Annotated in this window: 13 protein-coding genes; 5 read left to right on the top strand and 8 right to left on the bottom strand. The window is 62.8% G+C overall.

Going from position 1 to position 17403, the window contains the following annotated elements; all coding sequences use genetic code 11:
- Positions 1–98: 98 nt before the first annotated feature.
- The 7 genes from BM229_RS13480 to xdhA all read right to left on the bottom strand — a co-directional run bounded on the left by BM229_RS13480 (position 99) and on the right by xdhA (position 9357).
- Complete coding sequence (locus BM229_RS13480; protein ID WP_093928168.1) at positions 99–1172, bottom strand: BMP family ABC transporter substrate-binding protein; 1074 nt, start codon at positions 1170–1172, stop codon at positions 99–101.
- Positions 1173–1243: 71 nt separating this feature from the next.
- Positions 1244–2164 carry an ABC transporter permease gene (locus tag BM229_RS13485; RefSeq protein WP_067263609.1) on the bottom strand — a complete coding sequence of 307 codons (921 nt, stop codon included), beginning with the start codon at positions 2162–2164 and terminating at the stop codon, positions 1244–1246.
- The gene (locus BM229_RS13490; protein WP_093928169.1) at positions 2164–3246 is read right to left on the bottom strand and encodes an ABC transporter permease; all 1083 of its coding nucleotides are present in this window, start codon (positions 3244–3246) and stop codon (positions 2164–2166) included. Before BM229_RS13490 ends, BM229_RS13485 begins: the two co-directional genes overlap by 1 nt.
- Positions 3247–3288: 42 nt before the next feature.
- The gene (locus BM229_RS13495) at positions 3289–4806 is read right to left on the bottom strand and encodes an ABC transporter ATP-binding protein (RefSeq protein WP_093928170.1); all 1518 of its coding nucleotides are present in this window, start codon (positions 4804–4806) and stop codon (positions 3289–3291) included.
- Positions 4803–5558 (bottom strand): xanthine dehydrogenase accessory protein XdhC, encoded by a 756-nt coding sequence (gene xdhC / locus BM229_RS13500; RefSeq protein ID WP_093928171.1) that lies wholly within the window; start codon positions 5556–5558, stop codon positions 4803–4805. The genes BM229_RS13495 and xdhC overlap by 4 nt, the downstream gene beginning before the upstream one ends.
- A complete protein-coding gene (xdhB, locus tag BM229_RS13505) occupies positions 5555–7969 on the bottom strand; it encodes a xanthine dehydrogenase molybdopterin binding subunit (protein ID WP_093928172.1) in 2415 nt (804 codons plus the stop codon). The genes xdhC and xdhB overlap by 4 nt, the downstream gene beginning before the upstream one ends.
- Entirely contained in the window at positions 7966–9357 is a 1392-nt protein-coding gene (xdhA, locus tag BM229_RS13510; RefSeq protein WP_093928173.1) for a xanthine dehydrogenase small subunit, read from the bottom strand. Before xdhA ends, xdhB begins: the two co-directional genes overlap by 4 nt.
- Positions 9358–9556: 199 nt before the next feature.
- On the opposite strand from xdhA, the gene dnaE reads away from it, so the two are divergent.
- Together dnaE and BM229_RS13520 are read left to right on the top strand one after the other, a co-directional pair.
- A complete protein-coding gene (dnaE, locus tag BM229_RS13515; RefSeq protein ID WP_093928174.1) occupies positions 9557–13093 on the top strand; it encodes a DNA polymerase III subunit alpha in 3537 nt (1178 codons plus the stop codon).
- Positions 13094–13189: 96 nt separating this feature from the next.
- Positions 13190–13756, top strand: a complete 567-nt coding sequence (locus BM229_RS13520; protein WP_093928175.1) for a hypothetical protein — start codon at positions 13190–13192, stop codon at positions 13754–13756.
- A 13-nt stretch (positions 13757–13769) separates the two neighbouring features.
- Here the strand turns inward: BM229_RS13520 and BM229_RS13525 are convergent, their stop codons facing one another.
- Positions 13770–13964: a SlyX family protein gene (locus BM229_RS13525; RefSeq protein ID WP_093928613.1), complete on the bottom strand. Its 195-nt coding sequence runs from the start codon at positions 13962–13964 to the stop codon at positions 13770–13772.
- Between the two features lie 167 nt (positions 13965–14131).
- Here BM229_RS13525 and hisS point away from each other — a divergent pair, with 167 nt between their 5' ends.
- Genes hisS through hisG form a run of 3 tightly spaced genes read left to right on the top strand, consistent with a single transcriptional unit; the run spans position 14132 to position 17396 of the window.
- Positions 14132–15628 (top strand): histidine--tRNA ligase, encoded by a 1497-nt coding sequence (gene hisS / locus BM229_RS13530; RefSeq protein WP_093928176.1) that lies wholly within the window; start codon positions 14132–14134, stop codon positions 15626–15628.
- Positions 15628–16710 (top strand): ATP phosphoribosyltransferase regulatory subunit, encoded by a 1083-nt coding sequence (locus BM229_RS13535; RefSeq protein ID WP_093928177.1) that lies wholly within the window; start codon positions 15628–15630, stop codon positions 16708–16710. The genes hisS and BM229_RS13535 overlap by 1 nt, the downstream gene beginning before the upstream one ends.
- On the top strand, positions 16707–17396 hold the full coding sequence (gene hisG / locus BM229_RS13540) for an ATP phosphoribosyltransferase (RefSeq protein WP_093928178.1): 690 nt from the start codon (positions 16707–16709) through the stop codon (positions 17394–17396). Before BM229_RS13535 ends, hisG begins: the two co-directional genes overlap by 4 nt.
- Positions 17397–17403: the final 7 nt, after the last annotated feature.

Consider the following 17403-nt stretch of genomic DNA (forward strand, 5'->3'; position numbering starts at 1 on the left):
AAGTGGGAAGGGCGAGCCTAGCAACACCGACACGGGCCGCAATGAAAAAGGGGCGCGCGGTTGCCCGTGCGCCCCTGTCGTCTATCAGCCCGTTCGGCTTATTGCGGGATCGTGCCTTCGATGCCTTCGACATAGAAGTTCATGCCCGCCAGCGTGCCGTCATCGGCGGTCTCGCCTTCGGCCAGCCACGCGGAACCGTCCTGCTTGTTGATCGGCCCGGTGAAGGGGTGGTAGTCGCCAGACGCGATCTTGTCTTTCAGTTCCAGCGCTTCGGCTTTCACGTCCGCAGGCACAGCGTCAGAGATCTCGCCGATGCCGACCATGCCCGGCCCAATACCGTCCCATGTGTCTTTGGATTCCCATGTGCCATCCATGACCGCTTTGACGCGGTCGATGTAGTAGGGCGCCCAGTCGTCGATGATGGAGGAAACGCGCGGCTTGGGGCCGTATTGCGCCATGTCGGAGGCTTGACCGAAGGTGATCACATTGCCCGCTTCCTGTGCCGCCGCTTGGGGCGCGGTGGAATCGGTGTGTTGCAGGACCACGTCGGCGCCCTGTTCGATCAGTACCTTGGCGGCGTCGGCTTCTTTGGCCGGGTCAAACCATGTGTAGGCCCAGACGATCTTGAACTGAACGTCGGGGTTTACTTTCTTGGCGTGGATATAGGCGGAGTTGATGCCGCGGATCACTTCCGGGATCGGGAAAGAGCCGATGTAGCCGATGATGTTGCTCTCGGTCATGGAGCCCGCGATGTGGCCTTGAATGGCGCGGCCTTCGTAGAAACGCGCGGAATAGGTCGAGACGTTGTCGGCGCGTTTATAGCCGGTGGCGTGCTCAAACTTCACATCGGGGAATTTCTTGGCGACGTTGATGGTGGGGTCCATGTAGCCAAAGGAGGTGGTGAAGATCAGGTCAGCACCGTCGAGCGCCATCTGCGTCATCACACGCTCGGAATCGGGGCCTTCGGCAACGCTTTCGACGAAAACGGTCTCGACCTTGTCGCCGAACTCTTCTTCGACGGCCAAGCGGCCTTGGTTGTGCTCATAGGTCCAGCCGCCGTCGCCCACGGGGCCGACAAAGACAAAGCCGACCTTGGTCTTGTCTTGGGCAACAGCGCCCGAAGCAAGGCCGAGCGCAAGTGCCGCGCTGGTCATAAGGGTTGATAGTTTCATGAGGTTTCCCCTGTTTACGTGCCCCTTGCCGGGGCTTGATGTGCGGCGCAGGGCCGCGTGACATGTTGCCCCTAGTTCGAGGCGTGGAAGGTTCGGCCCAGTGAGGCCGGCGCGGCGCTTTTGTCCGCCGACAGCACCACCAGAACGATGATGGTGATGATATACGGTGACATTGCCAGATACTCTACCGGAATGGCAACGCCCGCGCCTTGCAAGTTCAATTGCAACTGGGTGATGCCGCCGAAAAGATAGGCACCCAAAAGCGCCCGCCATGGCTTCCATGAGGCAAAGACGACGAGGGCAAGGGCGATCCAGCCGATCCCGGCGGTCATGCCTTCGGTCCATTGCGGCACGCGGATCAGGCTGATGTAGGCCCCGCCGAGGCCTGCGCAGGCACCGCCAAAGAGAATCGCGGCGGTGCGGATGCGTTTGACCTTGTAGCCGAGCGCATGGGCCGCGTCGTGGCTTTCGCCGACGGCGCGCAGGATCAGCCCGGCGCGGGTGAATTTCAGGACGGCCCAGACCCCGGCGACCAGCGCGATGCCGAGGTAGAGGATGATGTCATGGGTAAAGAGGATTGGCCCGATGACGGGAATGTCGGCCAAGGGGCCAAAGTCGATATCGCCAAGCCGGGGCGGTTTGATCCCTACGTAGCTTTGGCCGATCAACGCCGAGAGGCCGAGGCCAAAGAGGGTGAGTGATAGGCCAGAGGCGACCTGATTGGCGAGCGCCACCTGCGTTAGGAAGGCGAAGAGCAGGCTGAGAACAGCACCACCAACAGCGGCGGCGGCGAAACCCAAGAGCGGCGATCCGGTCTCGACCGCCGTGGCAAAGCCGCAGATTGCGCCGGTGATCATCATCCCCTCGACGCCGAGGTTCAGCACGCCGGATTTCTCGACCACCAATTCGCCGATGGCGGCGAAGATCAGCGGCGTCGCGGCAACGAGGAAACCTGCGACGAACAAAAGCGGGTTGATTGCGGAAAGGTCCATCAGGCAGCCTCCGCCGCGCCAAAGCGCAGCCGGTAATGAGTGAAAACGTCCAGCGCGAGCAGGAAGAACAGGAGCATGCCTTGGAACACCTGAATGGCGGCGGCGGGCAGGCCGAGGTTCGACTGCGCGATGTCACCGCCGATATACGTCAGTGCCATCAGCCCGCCCGCAAGCAGGATGCCGATGGGATGCAAACGGCCAAGGAAGGCCACGATGATCGCGGTAAATCCATAACCTACGTTGAAGTCGATGGTGATCTGACCCGAGGGACCGGAGACTTCGAACATGCCCGCAAGCCCAGCGAGCAGACCCGAGGTGCCAAGGCAAAACAGCACCAGCCGCGCCGGGTTCACGCCTGAGAACCGCGCCGCGCGGGGCGCTTCGCCGGTGACGCGAATGGCAAAGCCGAGACGGTGTTTGGTTAACAGCACATAGGCAAAGATCACCGCGATCAGCGCCGCGACCACGCCCCAGTGCATACCAGAACCGGCAAAGAGTTCGGCGTTATGGGCAGAAGCGTATTGTTGCAGGTTGCGCGAGCCGGGAAAGCCGTAGCCTTCGGGGTTTTTAAGCAAACCCAATGACATGGAGGCAAGGAACTGTTCCGCCACATAGACCAGCATCAGTGAGACGAGGATTTCATTTGTGCCAAAGCGCACCTTCAAAAGGGCCGGGATCATCGCCCACGCCCAACCGCCCAAGGCCCCCGCGAGCACCATCAGCGGGAAGATATACCAGCCCTCGGCGGGGTAGAACGCCAGCCCTACAGCCGCGCCAAAGATGGCGCCCATGATGTACTGCCCCTCGGCCCCGATGTTCCAGATGCCCGCTTTGAATCCAAGGCTGAGGCCGATGGCGATCAGCACCAAGGGCGCGCCTTTGATCAGCAGTTGCGGGCGGTAATAAAAGGCATATTCGCCAAACAGTGGCTGCCAGAAAATCGTTTGCAGCGCCTCGACCGGGTCTTTGCCCAGCACGGCGAACAACAGCCCGCCGAAGATGAAAGTGGCCAGCACCGCCATGATCGGCGTCGACAGGGAAAGGGCCCGGCTGGGCTGCGGGCGCTTTTCAAGGCGGATCACAGATCACCCCCAATGGTCAGAGCGAAAGATGCAAGGTTTGGCTTAGACATGCGCCACCTCCATGCCATGCGCGCCACCCATCATCAGGCCAATCTCTTCGACAGTCAGCCCCTGCGCGGGGCGCGTTGACGACAGGCGACCTTCGTTCAGGGCGGCGAAATTGTCGGAAATCTCCATCAACTCGTCTAGGTCTTGGCTGATGACGATCACGGCGGTGCCGCCGGAGGCGAGGTCCAAAAGCGCCTGCCGGATCGCGGCGGCGGCAGAGGCATCGACGCCCCAAGTCGGCTGGTTCACCACCAAAAGTTCAGGCCGTTGCAGCACTTCGCGTCCGATAACGAATTTCTGCAAGTTCCCACCCGACAGCGATCGCGCCGCATTGCCGGGGCCGGGGGTGCGCACGTCGAATGTCTTGATGATCTTCTCGGCAAAGCTGCGGGCCTTGCCCCAGTCGAGCATACCGCCCCGCTCCAACCCTTCGCGGGCAGCGCCGGTGAGCATGGCGTTTTCTGTGAGCGACATATCCGGCACGGCGGCATGGCCAAGCCGTTCTTCGGGGGCGGTCAACACGCCAAGCGCGCGGCGGGCGGTTGGGCCAAGAAGGCCAATGTCGCGCCCGTCAAAGGCAATCATGCCCGCGCCGACCAGTGTTTCGCCCGAGAGCGCGTTGAGCAATTCATCCTGCCCATTGCCCGCGACGCCGCCGATGCCCAGCACCTCACCGCGCCGCACCTCGACCGAAATCTCGCGCAGCGGCATGCCGAAAGCATGGGCCGATCGCGCCGAGAGTTTGTTCAGCGTCAGCGTCACCTCGCCCGGCTCTTTGCTGTCGCGCGTGGGTGTTTTCAGTGCTGAACCGACCATCATTTCTGCCATGTCGCGCGCCGAGGTCTCACGCGGGGTGCAATGGCCGACGACCTTGCCCAACCGCAGGATCGTCGCGCTGTCGCACAGGCTGCGGATCTCTTCGAGCTTGTGCGAGATATAAAGGATCGCGGTGCCCTCTGCGCTGAGCTTGCGCAGGGTCTTGAACAGGATTTCAACCTCTTGCGGGGTCAGAACCGATGTCGGCTCGTCCATGATCAGCAGTTTGGGATCCTGCAGCAGGCAGCGGATGATCTCAACCCGCTGACGTTCCCCCGCCGATAGATCGCCGACGATGCGGTCCGGCGCAAGCGGCAGGCCGTAGGTGTCCGACACATCGCGGATTTGCTGGCTGAGTTCACGCATGCGCGGCGGGTTTTCCATGCCGAGGGCGATGTTCTCCGCCACGCTGAGCGCATCGAAAAGCGAGAAGTGTTGAAACACCATGCCGACGCCCGCCTGTCGTGCCGCATGGGGATCGGTGGGGGCAAAGTTCTCGCCCCGCATTTGCATCTGGCCCGCGTCAGGTTTGACCAGCCCGTAGATCATTTTGACCAGCGTAGACTTGCCCGCGCCATTCTCGCCCAGCAGGGCGTGAACCTCACCCGGAGCGATCCGCAGGGACACGTCATCGTTCGCGACGACGCCGGGGTAGGCCTTGGTCAACCCAGAGAGGTCGAGGAGTTTGTCAGTCATGCGGAAACCTTTGTCTGGGTCCGGGCGATGAGAGAGATCAACGCACCATGTGCAATCTGGGCGGGCAGCTTGCCCAGCGACTTATCGCCAATAGGGCAGATGATGCCAGAGGGATCCAGCCCCATGTCGCGCAAGCGGCGGGAAAACCGTGACTTTTTTGTGTCAGAGCCGATCAATCCGACGCTCTCTGCCCCGCGTTTAAGCAAGGCGGCGCAGAGGGCGAGGTCGATGTCATGAGAATAGGTGAAGATCAGGTGATGCGCGTTTTGCGGCGCGTGGGCGGCAAGACGCGGCATGTCGGCGGCAGGGGTAGCGGTGATATGGGGCGGCACGTCTTTGGGGAAACGGTCTGCCGCGCTGTCGATCCATGTGATGGCAAAGGCACGCGGCGAGCATGCGGCGACCACTGCGCGGCCAACGTGCCCCGCGCCCCAGAGCCAGAGCGGCACATCGCTCTGCACATCCGGCAGGGGCAGGGGGGTGGCCGCGTCCAATGGGCGCGGCGTGGTTGTGTAGCGTAGGCTCACCGCGCCGCCACAACATTGCCCAAGGCCGGGGCCGAGCGGCACGGTCTGCGTGTCCTCAAGCCGCCCGTTGGCTAGCATTTTGCGGGCATGTGCAATCGCCTGATGTTCCAGCGCCCCGCCGCCGATGGTGCCGTCGATACTGTCCGCCGTGACTTTCATCACCGTGCCCGCATCGCGCGGGGCCGATCCGCGCGTGGCGGTGATCTCGACGAAAATCGCGGTCATTTCCGCGCCCGTCCCACGGCGGCAAGGACGGCCTCGGCTGTGGCGGGCGCTTGCAGATCGCCGTAGTTGTCGCCGCAGGCCGATACCGCATCCGACAACGCCATGAAGGCCGAGATGCCCAGCATGAAGGGCGGCTCGCCCACGGCCTTGGAGCGGTAGACCGTCTGCGCCGGGTTGGGTTGGTCCCAGAGCGTCACGTTGAAGACGGGCGGCCGGTCGGAGCAGGCGGGGATCTTGTAGGTCGATGGCGCGTGGGTGCGCAGGGTGCCGGTTTCGTCCCAGACCAGTTCCTCGGTCGTAAGCCAGCCCGCGCCTTGCACGTATCCGCCCTCAATCTGGCCGATGTCGAGCGCGGGGTTCAGCGAGGCGCCGGCGTCATGCAGCAGGTCCGCGCGCAGAATGCGGTTTTCGCCGGTGAGCGTGTCGATCACCACCTCGGTACAGGCCGCGCCATAGGCGAAGTAGTAAAACGGCCGCCCGCGTCCGGCGATGCGGTCCCATTCGATGTCGGGCGTTTTGTAAAATCCGGTGGCCGAGAGGCTGACGCGGTTCTCGTAAGCCGAAGCGGCAGCGGCGGCGAAGGTGATCTCCTCGCCCCCGATCCGTACCATGCCGTCGGCAAAGCGCACTTGATCTGGCGTGGTCTGGTAGCGTTCCGCCAGATGCGCCGCCATGCGGTCGCGGATCGTGTCGCAGGCATTTTGCGCGGCCATGCCGTTGAGGTCAGACCCGGAAGACGCCGCCGTGGCCGAGGTGTTTGGCACTTTGGCGGTATCGGTGGCGGTGATCTTGACCACCTCAGGCGAGACGCCAAAACGCGAGGCGGCGACCTGCGCCACCTTTTGGAACAGCCCTTGGCCCATCTCGGTACCGCCGTGGTTCAGGTGGATCGAGCCATCCTGATAGACATGTACCAGCGCGCCCGCTTGGTTGAGGTGCGTAAGCGTGAAGGAGATGCCGAATTTCACTGGGGTGATGGCGATGCCGCGCTTGAGTAGCGGGTTTTGCGCATTCCACTCGGCGATTGCCGCGCGGCGGGCGTCGTAGTCGGCGCTTTCGACCAGTCGGTCGGTCAGCGCGTTGATAATGCAATCGGTCACCGGCTGTTGGTATGGCGTGGTCTGCACATCGGGTGGCGTGGCCGGGATTGCGGGTTTGCCCGTCGGCACAGGAGGCGCACCGCGTGACGATAGATCGGCCTCCGCATCCGGCGGGGTGCGGTTGTCGATCGCGGTGCCGGTGTTCTCCACCTCGGTCGGGCGGTGGGCGTTATCGGTGTAGTAATTCGCCCGGCGCACGGCGAGCGGGTCGAGGCCCAGTTCATGGGCGATATGGTCCATCACGCGCTCAATGCCGACGATCCCCTGCGGGCCGCCGAAACCGCGAAACGCCGTGGCGCTGGCGGTATTGGTGCGCAAGCGGTGCGAGGTGATGCGGATGTCGCGCAGGTGATAGCCATTGTCGGCATGCAGCATGGCGCGGTCGGCTACGGGCAGCGACAGGTCCATCGACCAGCCGCAGCGGGCGTAATGCGTGACGTCCAGCGCGGTGATCCGGCCCGCCTCGTCGAAGCCGACATCGTAGCTGATGCGGAAATCATGCCGTTTGCCGGTGATGATCATGTCGTCATCGCGGTCATAGCGCATCTTGCAGGGCTTGCCGGTCAGCAATGCCGTCACCGCACAGGCCACGGCCAGCGCATTGCCCTGACTTTCCTTGCCGCCGAAACCGCCGCCCATGCGCCGGGTCTCGACCCGCACGGCATGCATTGGGCGGCCGATGGCATGGGCTACTTTATGCTGAATTTCGGTTGGGTGCTGGGTCGAGGAATGCACCAGCATGTCGCCATTGTCCTGCGGCAGCGCCATGGCGGCCTGACCTTCAAGATAGAAATGCTCCTGCCCGCCCATTTCGATCTGGCCCGAGAGGCGGCGGCTGGCCTTGGCAAGCGCTGTCTCAGCATCGCCCTTCTGGTAAATGCGCGGGCCGTCTTCGAACCGGCTGTTGGCGGCGAGCGCCTGCTCGACGGTCAAGATCGGATCACGCGGGGTGATCTGTGGCGTGCCCAGTTGCGCGGCGCGCCGCGCGGCAAGGTGGCTGGTGGCCACGACCAGATAGAGCGGTTGGCCCGCGAAATGGATTTCGCCCGTCGCCAAAAGCGGCTCGTCATGGTTCGACGGTGAGGTGTCGCAGTCATGAGATAGATCATCTGCGGTCAGCACTTTGACCACGCCGGGCGCAGACCGCACGGCGTCGAGGTCAAGCGCCGTCAATTCGCCCGCCGCGACGGGGCTGAGGCCAAAGGCCAGATGCAGCGTGCCGCGCGGCGTGGGGATGTCGTCGACATAGCGTGCGGCGCCGGTGACATGGAGCATCGCCGCATCATGGGGAAGGGGCTTTGCAACGCTCATGCCGAGACCTCCAGCAGGTTGGTGGGGGTGCCGTTGGCGTCATGGAAATAGCGCAGCAGCATGTTTTGCGCCGCCTCCATCCGGTAGCTGGCAGAGGCGCGCATGTCCGAAAGGGGGGTGAAATCGTCGGTCATCGCCTCCATCGCCTTGCGGATGGTGTCTTCGCTCCACGGCTGGCCGACCAGCGCCGCCTCAGCCGCAGCGGCGCGTTTCGGTGTTGCCGCCATGCCGCCGAAGGCGATGCGCGCGGTCAGGACTTCGGTGCCATTGCCGGTGATCGAAATACAGCCGCAGACCGCCGAGATGTCCTGATCGAAACGTTTCGACAGCTTGTAGCAGCGCAGGGTGTCATGTTGGCGGGGGATGAGGATGGCTTCAACAAATTCTCCCGCCGCGCGGTCTTGTTTGCCGTAGTCGAGAAAGAAATCCTCAAGCGCTATTTCGCGACGCGCATCACCGCGCCGCAGCTGCAGGGTCGCCCCAAGCGCAATCAACGCGGGCGGGCCGTCACCGATGGGCGAACCATTGGCGATATTGCCGCCCAAGGTCGCCGCGTTGCGCACCTGCGTCGAGCCATAGCGGCGCAGCATGGTGCCCAAGCTGGGGTGCAGGGGGGCAAGTTTTGCCTCCACCTCGGTCAGCGTGGTCATCGCACCGATCCGCAGGCCGGTTTCGTCCTCGGTAATCCCGCGCAGATCGGCGCAGCGGTTGAGGAAGGCCACGGCGCCAAGATCGCGGAAGCCTTTGGTGACCCAAAGACCCACGTCCGTTGCCCCGGCGATCAGTGTGGCGTCCGGATTGTCGAGATACCAAGCGGCGAGTTCGTCGCTGCTTTCGGGCTGCACATGCGGCGCGCCTTTGGCTTTGGCGGGGGCTGGGATGTCCTGCGCCAACTTGTCCTTGAGGCTGCGCAGATGGGCGGGCGCCGGCGCGCCTTCGGCGGCTTTGGCCGCGCGGATGATGGGCGCGTAGCCGGTGCAGCGGCAGAGGTTGCCTGCCAGTTGCACATCATGGTCCGTTGCACCATTAAGATGCGCTGTGGCCATCGAGACGACGAAACCCGGCGTACAGAAACCGCATTGGCTGCCGTGGTGTTCGACCATGGTCTCCTGCACCGGATGCAGCGTGCCATCGGCGCTCGCCATGCCCTCGACCGTGGTGACGGCTTTGCCGTTCACCTGCGGGAGGAAGAGGATACAGCCATTGAGCGCGCGGCTGCCGTTTTCATCGGTAATCATTACCGAACAGGCTCCGCAGTCGCCCTCGTTGCAGCCCTCTTTTGTCCCGGTCAGCCCGCGTTCTTCGCGCAGCCAGTCAAGCAGGGTGGTAGTCGGGGACACGTTGGAGAGTGACACGACTTCTCCGTTGAGAAGAAAAGTGATGTCCATTGGTTCTCATCCGCCGCGGTACAAAGTGGCCCATAACGGTGCGCGGGGTTCGATGCGGCGTAGAACCGGGCGCGGGCGAGGTAGAGGTCAGGCTAGCGGGGTGGGGGGCGTTTTGGCAAGGAAAAATACCTTGGGCGAAAAATGCGCTGGGCGCGATCGGGTGCTGGTGCCTCAGGGGTGGCTGGCGTAGTTTGCGGCCATGTCAAATGATCCCCGATTCATTCACCTGCGCAGCCACTCCGAGTATTCCTTGCTGGAGGGCGCGCTGCGGTTGAAAAAACTGCCCGGCATGTGCCGCGATGCGGGCATGCCCGCGCTGGCGCTGACCGATACCAACAACATGTTCGCCGCGCTCGAATTCTCGGTCGCCATGGCGGGGGCGGGCGTACAGCCGATCATCGGCTGTCAGGTTGATGTCGCCTATGTCGAGGTGCAGCCCGGTGAGAAACCGCGTCCGCCCGCGCCCGTGGTGCTGCTGGCGCAGAGCGAATTGGGCTATGAAAACCTGATGAAGCTGAACTCTTGCCTCTACCTTGATAAAGGCGGGGCCGTGGCAGAGGTGACGCTGGACGAGTTGGAAGCGCTGAGCGCCGATATCATCTGCCTGACCGGTGGGCCAATGGGGCCGGTGGGCATGCTGTTGCAAGGCGGTCAGCGCCCGGCGGCAGAGGCGTTGATGGCGCGGCTGCAGGGTGCCTTTGGCGACCGGCTTTATGTCGAGTTACAACGCCACCCCGAAGACGGCGGCCAGCCCGAGCCTGAACGCCTGACCGAGCGTGGCTTTGTCGAGATGGCCTATGCGATGGACATCCCGCTGGTGGCCACCAATGACGTCTATTTCCCCAAGCCCGACATGTATGAGGCACACGATGCGCTGATCTGTATCTCGGAAGGTGCCTATGTCGACCAGCAACAACCGCGCCGCCGTCTGACCGCGCAGCATTACTTCAAGTCCCAAGCCGAAATGGCGACGCTCTTTGCCGATCTGCCCGAGGCGCTGAGCAACACCGTCGAGATCGCCAAACGCTGCGCCTTTATGGCCTACCGCCGTGATCCGATCCTGCCGAAGTTTGCCGATGATGAGGTCGCCGAGCTGCGCCGTATGGCCAACGAGGGCCTTCAAGCGCGTCTTGCTGTGATCCCCCATGCGGTGAGCGTTGAGGAATACCAAAAACGTCTCGATTTCGAGTTGGGCATCATCGAAGGTATGGGCTTCCCCGGCTACTTCCTGATCGTTGCCGACTTCATCCAATGGGCCAAGGATAACAACATTCCGGTGGGGCCGGGCCGGGGCTCGGGTGCGGGCAGCCTCGTGGCCTATGCGCTGACGGTCACCGACCTCGATCCCCTGCGCTATTCGCTGCTGTTTGAACGTTTCCTCAACCCCGAACGGGTTTCGATGCCCGACTTCGACATCGACTTCTGCATGGACCGCCGCGAAGAGGTGATCCGCTATGTGCAGGAGAAATATGGCCGCGACAAAGTGGGGCAGATCATCACCTTCGGTGCGCTGCTGTCCAAGGCTGCGGTGCGTGACATCGGGCGTGTGTTGCAGATGCCTTATGGGCAGGTCGATCGTCTGTCCAAAATGATTCCGGTTGAGGGGGTCAAACCCGTCAGCATTGAAAAGGCGCTGGCGGATGAGCCACGCCTGCGGGAAGAGGCGAAGAACGAAGAGGTCGTGGCGCGGCTTCTCGACTACGGCCAACAGGTCGAAGGCTTGCTGCGGAACGCATCGACCCACGCGGCGGGGGTGGTGATCGGGGATCGACCGCTCGATCAGCTTGTGCCGCTCTACCAAGACCCGCGCTCTGACATGCCCGCGACGCAGTTCAACATGAAATGGGTTGAACAGGCCGGGCTGGTAAAGTTCGACTTTCTGGGCCTGAAAACCCTGACCGTGATTCAGAATGCCGTGGATCAGATCAAGGCGGGGGGGCGGCATCTGCATCTCGCCGCCGATGGGCGCGAGCTTTACCAACCACCCGAGGGGCACGTTGACGACGTGGCCACGATCCCGCTCGACGATGCTGCGACCTACAAACTCTATTCCAGCGCCAAGACCGTTGCCGTGTTCCAGGTGGAATCCAGCGGCATGATGGATGCGCTCAAGCGCATGAAGCCGACCTGTATCGAGGACATCGTGGCTCTTGTGGCGCTTTACCGTCCCGGCCCGATGGAGAATATTCCGACCTATTGTGAGGTGAAGAACGGCCAGCGCGAATTGGAATCGGTGCACCCCAGCATCGACTACATCCTTGAAGAAACCCAAGGCATCATCGTTTATCAGGAACAGGTGATGCAGATCGCGCAGGTCATGGCGGGCTACAGCCTTGGCGGCGCGGACTTGCTGCGCCGGGCGATGGGTAAGAAAATTGCCGAGGAAATGGCCAAGGAACGTCCCAAGTTCGAAAAGGGCGCGATGGCCAATGGGGTCGATAAAAAGAAGGCGGCGGAGGTTTTCGACCTTCTGGAGAAATTCGCCAACTACGGTTTCAACAAGTCCCACGCCGCGGCCTATGCGGTGGTCAGCTACCAGACCGCTTGGCTAAAGGCGAACCATCCGGTTGAGTTCATGGCCGGGGTGATGAACTGCGATATTCACCTGACCGACAAGCTGGCGGTCTACTTTGAAGAGGTGCGCAAGCGGTTGGAACTGCCTTGGGTGCCGCCTTGTGTGAACCGCTCGGATGCGACGTTCAAAGTGGTCGACGGCGCGCTGGTCTATGCATTGGGCGCGTTGAAAAACGTCGGGCTTGAAGCGATGAAGCTGGTGACCGAGGGGCGCAAGGTGGATGGCGTCGATAAGCCTTTTGCCACGCTTTATGACCTCGCGCGGCGGGTGGACCTCAAGCGCGTCGGCAAGCGGCCCTTGGAGATGCTGGTGCGCTCTGGCGCTTTTGACCAGCTCGACAGCAATCGGCGACGGGTGTTTCAATCCCTCGACGGGTTGGTCAGCTATTCGGCGGCGATCCATGAGCAGAAGGCCAGCAATCAGGTCTCGCTCTTTGGCGAGGCGGGCGACGATCTGCCAGAGCCGCGCATGTTGCCCTGTGATGACTGGCAATCGGCTGAACGTTTGGCCGAAGAATTTAAAGCGGTTGGTTTCTACCTCTCAGGTCACCCGCTTGATGACTACATGGTGCCTCTGCGCCGTAAATGGGCGCGGGAAACCGGGCTGCCCTTCCTCACGCTGGACGAGTTGACCGAGAAGGTCAGCACACGCGGCGCGATGAATGCGCGGCTGGCGGGGGTCGTCGCCGGGCGGCAAGAACGGAAATCGGCGCGAGGCAACCGTTTTGCCTTTGCGCAGCTATCGGACACCACGGGTGGCTATGAGGTGACGCTGTTCTCTGACACGCTGGAATTAGCGCGGGAACATCTCGAAGTAGGCTCGAAGATCGTCATCACGGTTGAGGCCACGATGGAAAGCGACCAGCTCAAGCTGTTGGGCCGGTCGGTGGCACCCATTGATGCGGCGGTGGCGGATGCGGGCAGCATGGGGCTGCGGGTCTTTATCGATGGGCCGGCGGCGATTCAGGCGGTGGCCGATGTGCTTGACGGGGCGTGCCAAGCGGTCAAGGCGGCGGGGAAGGGGCCGGTGCAGTTCTGCCTGATGGACCCAAGCCTGCCGGGCGAGGTTGAGGTCGATCTGGGCCGCGAATTCCCGGTGACGCCGCAGATCAAAGGCGCGATCCGCTCGCTCGACGGGGTGATGGAAGTCGAGGAAATCTAACCCCGGCGGCGCGCGCAGTTCCGCCCTTTTTCCGCCCGTCAGTGGACGGCAAGCGGTGGCTGCGCTAATTCCCTGACAACCAAAGGGGAGCCGACCATGTACCGACGCATCAGCCTTCTACTCATGGCAGCGCTTCCCTCAGCCTGCGGCATCGCGCCCACGGCGCCATCGCCTCAGGTTGCAGAGGTTGGCTTTGGCACCGCTTTGCCCTTTGGCGAGGTCGCCCGTGTCTGTGATGTGCGCGAGCAGGAGTTGGGGAAGATGGTCGAAGAGCCCGCGGCACGGGGCTACCGGCTGTTCGATTCGCAACCCGGCAGCGCGGGGCCGCGCAGTTTCTATATCACCGGTTTTGCGGATGATTGCGCGCGCCAGTTGACGGCAGCAAATGTGTTGTTCGGCACGCCGTCGGTCTATGAGCAGTTGCATTATGGCCCGGGCGGGGAAAACCTGCCCATCGCTGAGACTGACGCGGCCTATGAGGCGATCAAGGCCAGCGTCTGCGGGGCAGGACGCGGCAAACCCTGCGGAAAGCGGATTGGCACCCTCGACAAAACGGCGTTTTTCGTCAGCGCCTATGAGCGTTTGGGCCAAACCGCACGTTGGTCTGAGGTGCTCGTGCATGACGGGGCCGTGGCCGCCGTGGCAATGAAATCAGCGAACTGAGCGAAACTGCGGCTCAGTAATGCGGTGGCCGTTCGTCGCCCAAAAGCACCGCGCCGCCGCCTGAGGCATCCCGCTCCCCCTCGCGCTGCATCAACATATGCACGCGGCGGTTCAGGGTGACGATTTCATCCTCCTGACGGGTGACGATCTCTGACATATCATCGACCGCGCGGGTCAGGTGGGCGATCTGCTCTTCGAGTTGGTTAATTCGTTCTGCGGTTTGATCTGGGGTTTGTTCTGACATAGGGGCGCGTCCTTTTTGCGCGATTTAGCATGTGCGGGCGACACAAGACAGGGGCAACACGCAGCGTTGCTTGCTCTTGCGGGGGGCTTGGGCTAGACGCGAGGCCAATTGATGCACCGAGGATCCTTGCCATGGCAAAGCCCAAGAAAACCCCCCGTCCCAAGGCGCAGACCCCAAAGGGGTTCCGCGATTATTTCGGGACCGAGGTGACCCATCGGGCCGAGATGCTCAGCAAGATTGCCGCAGTTTACCACCGCTATGGGTTCGACGCGCTGGAAAGCTCGGGCGTGGAGACGGTCGAGGCGCTTGGCAAGTTTCTCCCCGATGTGGACCGCCCCAACGAGGGTGTCTTTGCATGGCAGGAAGATTCCGAAGGCGACAAGCCCGGCGATTGGCTGGCGCTGCGCTATGATCTGACAGCGCCCTTGGCGCGGGTCTATGCCCAACACCGCAACGATCTGCCGATGCCCTACCGCCGCTATGCGATGGGTCCGGTTTGGCGCAACGAAAAGCCGGGGCCGGGGCGGTTTCGTCAGTTTTATCAGTGTGATGCGGATACCGTAGGCGCGCCATCAGTGGCAGCGGATGCCGAGATTTGCGCGATGCTGGCCGATTGTTTGGAAGAGGTCGGGATTGCGCGCGGCGACTATGTGGTGCGCGTGAACAACCGCAAGGTTCTGAACGGCGTGCTGGAAGTCGCTGGCCTTGCCGGTGACGACAAGGATATCGAGCGCGGCATCGTGCTGCGCGCCATCGACAAGTTGGACCGCCTCGGCCCGGAGGGCGTGCGCGCCTTGCTGGGGGACGGCCGCAAGGACGACAGCGGCGATTTCACCAAGGGCGCAGGTCTGGCAGACGCGCAGGCCGATGTGGTCATGGGCTTCATGCAGGCCAAGCGCGACAGCGGGGCCGAGACTGTGGCGCGGCTGCGCGAGTTGGTCGCGGGCTCCGATGTCGGTGTGCAGGGTGTGGATGAGCTTGAGTTGATCTCTGACCTTCTGGCCGCGGGCGGCTATGGCCCTGATCGGGTTGAGATTGATCCGTCGGTCGTGCGCGGGCTTGGCTATTACACCGGTCCGGTGTTCGAGGCCGAGCTGACCTTCGAGATCAAAGACGAAAAAGGCCGCGCGCGGAACTTCGGATCGGTCGCGGGCGGTGGGCGCTACGACGATCTGGTGAAACGCTTCACCGGGCAGGAAGTGCCAGCAACCGGCGTCTCCATCGGTGTCGACCGTCTGCTCGCCGCGCTGGCCGCCAAAGGGCGGCTTGAGGCCGAAGCGACAGGCCCCGTCGTCGTCACGGTGATGGACCGGGACCGCATGGCCGATTATCAAGCAATGGTCGCGGAACTGCGGCAGGCGGGCATCCGGGCAGAGGTCTATCTGGGCAACCCCAAGAACTTCGGCAACCAGATGAAATACGCCGACAAGCGGCAGAGCCCGGTTGTGGTCATCGAAGGCGGTGACGAGAAAGACCGCGGCGTGGTGCAGATCAAGGACATGGTGCTGGGCGCGCAACTGGCGCAGGAGGCCAGCCATGACGAGTGGAAAGAGCGCAAAAACCAATATGAGGTAAAGCGCAGCGATCTGGTGCAGGAAGTGCGCAATATTCTGGATCGGACCAACTGATGCCGACAAGTTCTGACACGTTGGCCCGCGCGGCAAGCCTGCGCGCGATCTTTGAGGCGCAGGGCGCTGTGCTGGTTGAACCGCCAATCTTGCAACCTGCGGACACCTTGCTGGACCTCTACGGCGAGGACATTCGTGCCCGCGCTTATGTCACCTCGGACGCGCTGCGGGGCGAGCAAATGCTGCGCCCCGATTTCACCGTGCCCGTGGTGCAGATGCATATGGCACATGGGGCGGAGCCTGCACGCTATACCTATTCGGGCGAGGTGTTTCGCCGGCAGGAGCATGACCCGAACCGACCCAATGAGTATATCCAAGTGGGCTATGAGGTCTTTGACCGCGCCGATCCGGCAGCGGCAGATGCCGAAGTGTTCGCGCTGATTGCCGAGGCGATGCAGGGGCTGCCAGTGCGCCCCGTGACGGGCGACATCGGTGTGCTCATGGCAGCGGTGCAGGGGCTTGAGACATCGCCTGCACGTAAACAGGCTTTGATGCGGCACATCTGGCGGCCCCGCCGGTTTCGTGCCTTGCTTGACCGTTACGCGGGCCGCAGCCCGGTGCCCGCGTCGCGTCAAGCCTTGTTGGCCGGTGACGCCGCAGACGGCGGCGCGCCTATGGTGGGGCTGCGCTCAAGCGCCGAGATTGACGCGCGGGTTGCAGCCCTGCGCGAAGATGCCAAAACCGCGCCGATCTCAGAGCAACAAGTCGATCTGTTCGATGCCCTTCTCGAAGTGCGAGAGACGTTGCCGAATGCGCTCAGCCGTCTGCGCGATCTGATGGTGGACATGCCCGCGATCGCTGATGCGGTGACTGGCGTGACCGACCGTGCCGAGGCAATGCGCGCACGTGGGATTGATACCGATGCCTTGCTTTTCGAGGCCAGCCACGGCCGTTCTTCGATGGAATATTACGACGGTTTTGTTTTTGCCTTCCGGGCGGAAACACGCCCCGATCTGCCCAGCATCGCCACCGGCGGGCGCTATGATGCGCTGACGCGGCGACTGGGGCAGGGCGATGAAATCCCGGCGGTGGGCGGCGTAATGCGCCCCGGCCTGATGCTGGAACTGGAGGCCGGGCAATGACGCTGAAACTTGGCGTGCCGTCCAAGGGGCGGCTGATGGAAAAGACCTTTGAGTGGTTCGGTGCGCGTGGCGTCCGCCTGCAGCGCACCGGATCTGATCGCGAATATGCTGGCAAGGTCGAGGGGGTTGAGGATGTCTCTCTGGTGCTGCTTTCAGCCGGGGAAATCCCGCGAGAGTTATCGGCAGGGCGGATCCACTTAGGCGTGACTGGCACCGATTTGGTGCAGGAGAAACTGGCGCTTTGGGATCAATTGGTCGAGCCTCTGGAAGAGTTGAACTTTGGCCATGCCGATCTGATCATCGCGGTGCCGCAGGCGTGGGTTGATGTCGATACGCTGGATGATCTGGATGCTGCGGCGGCAGCCTTTCGCGCCGAACATGGGTTCCGGCTGCGCATCGCGACCAAGTATCACCGTTTGGTGCGGGAATTCCTGCGCACCCACGGGGTCGCCGATTACGCGTTGGTTGACAGCCAAGGCGCGACCGAAGGCACGGTGCTGAACGAAACCGCCGAGGCGATTGCGGATATCACCTCAAGTGGAGAGACTTTGCGCGCCAATCACCTGAAGGTCCTAAGCGATGGGTTGATCCTGCAATCGCAGGCGACGCTTTGGCGGTCACGCATGGCGCCGTTGGAAGACCACAGCCGCAAAGCGCTGAAAACCCTGATTGCGCAACTGACCTGAATTCGCG

This window comes from Sulfitobacter dubius, assembly GCF_900113435.1.
GTDB lineage: Bacteria > Pseudomonadota > Alphaproteobacteria > Rhodobacterales > Rhodobacteraceae > Sulfitobacter > Sulfitobacter dubius.

Excerpts from the sequence above, each read along its gene's own strand:
- BM229_RS13485 (WP_067263609.1), bottom strand. The coding sequence starts at position 2,164 with ATGGACCTTTCCGCAATCAACCCGCTTTTGTTCGTCGCAGGTTTCCTC.
- xdhA (WP_093928173.1), bottom strand. The coding sequence starts at position 9,357 with ATGGACATCACTTTTCTTCTCAACGGAGAAGTCGTGTCACTCTCCAAC.
- BM229_RS13495 (WP_093928170.1), bottom strand. The coding sequence starts at position 4,806 with ATGACTGACAAACTCCTCGACCTCTCTGGGTTGACCAAGGCCTACCCC.
- hisG (WP_093928178.1), top strand. The coding sequence starts at position 16,707 with ATGACGCTGAAACTTGGCGTGCCGTCCAAGGGGCGGCTGATGGAAAAG.
- BM229_RS13520 (WP_093928175.1), top strand. The coding sequence starts at position 13,190 with ATGTACCGACGCATCAGCCTTCTACTCATGGCAGCGCTTCCCTCAGCC.
- xdhC (WP_093928171.1), bottom strand. The coding sequence starts at position 5,558 with ATGACCGCGATTTTCGTCGAGATCACCGCCACGCGCGGATCGGCCCCG.
- hisS (WP_093928176.1), top strand. The coding sequence starts at position 14,132 with ATGGCAAAGCCCAAGAAAACCCCCCGTCCCAAGGCGCAGACCCCAAAG.
- BM229_RS13480 (WP_093928168.1), bottom strand. The coding sequence starts at position 1,172 with ATGAAACTATCAACCCTTATGACCAGCGCGGCACTTGCGCTCGGCCTT.
- BM229_RS13535 (WP_093928177.1), top strand. The coding sequence starts at position 15,628 with ATGCCGACAAGTTCTGACACGTTGGCCCGCGCGGCAAGCCTGCGCGCG.
- dnaE (WP_093928174.1), top strand. The coding sequence starts at position 9,557 with ATGTCAAATGATCCCCGATTCATTCACCTGCGCAGCCACTCCGAGTAT.
- xdhB (WP_093928172.1), bottom strand. The coding sequence starts at position 7,969 with ATGAGCGTTGCAAAGCCCCTTCCCCATGATGCGGCGATGCTCCATGTC.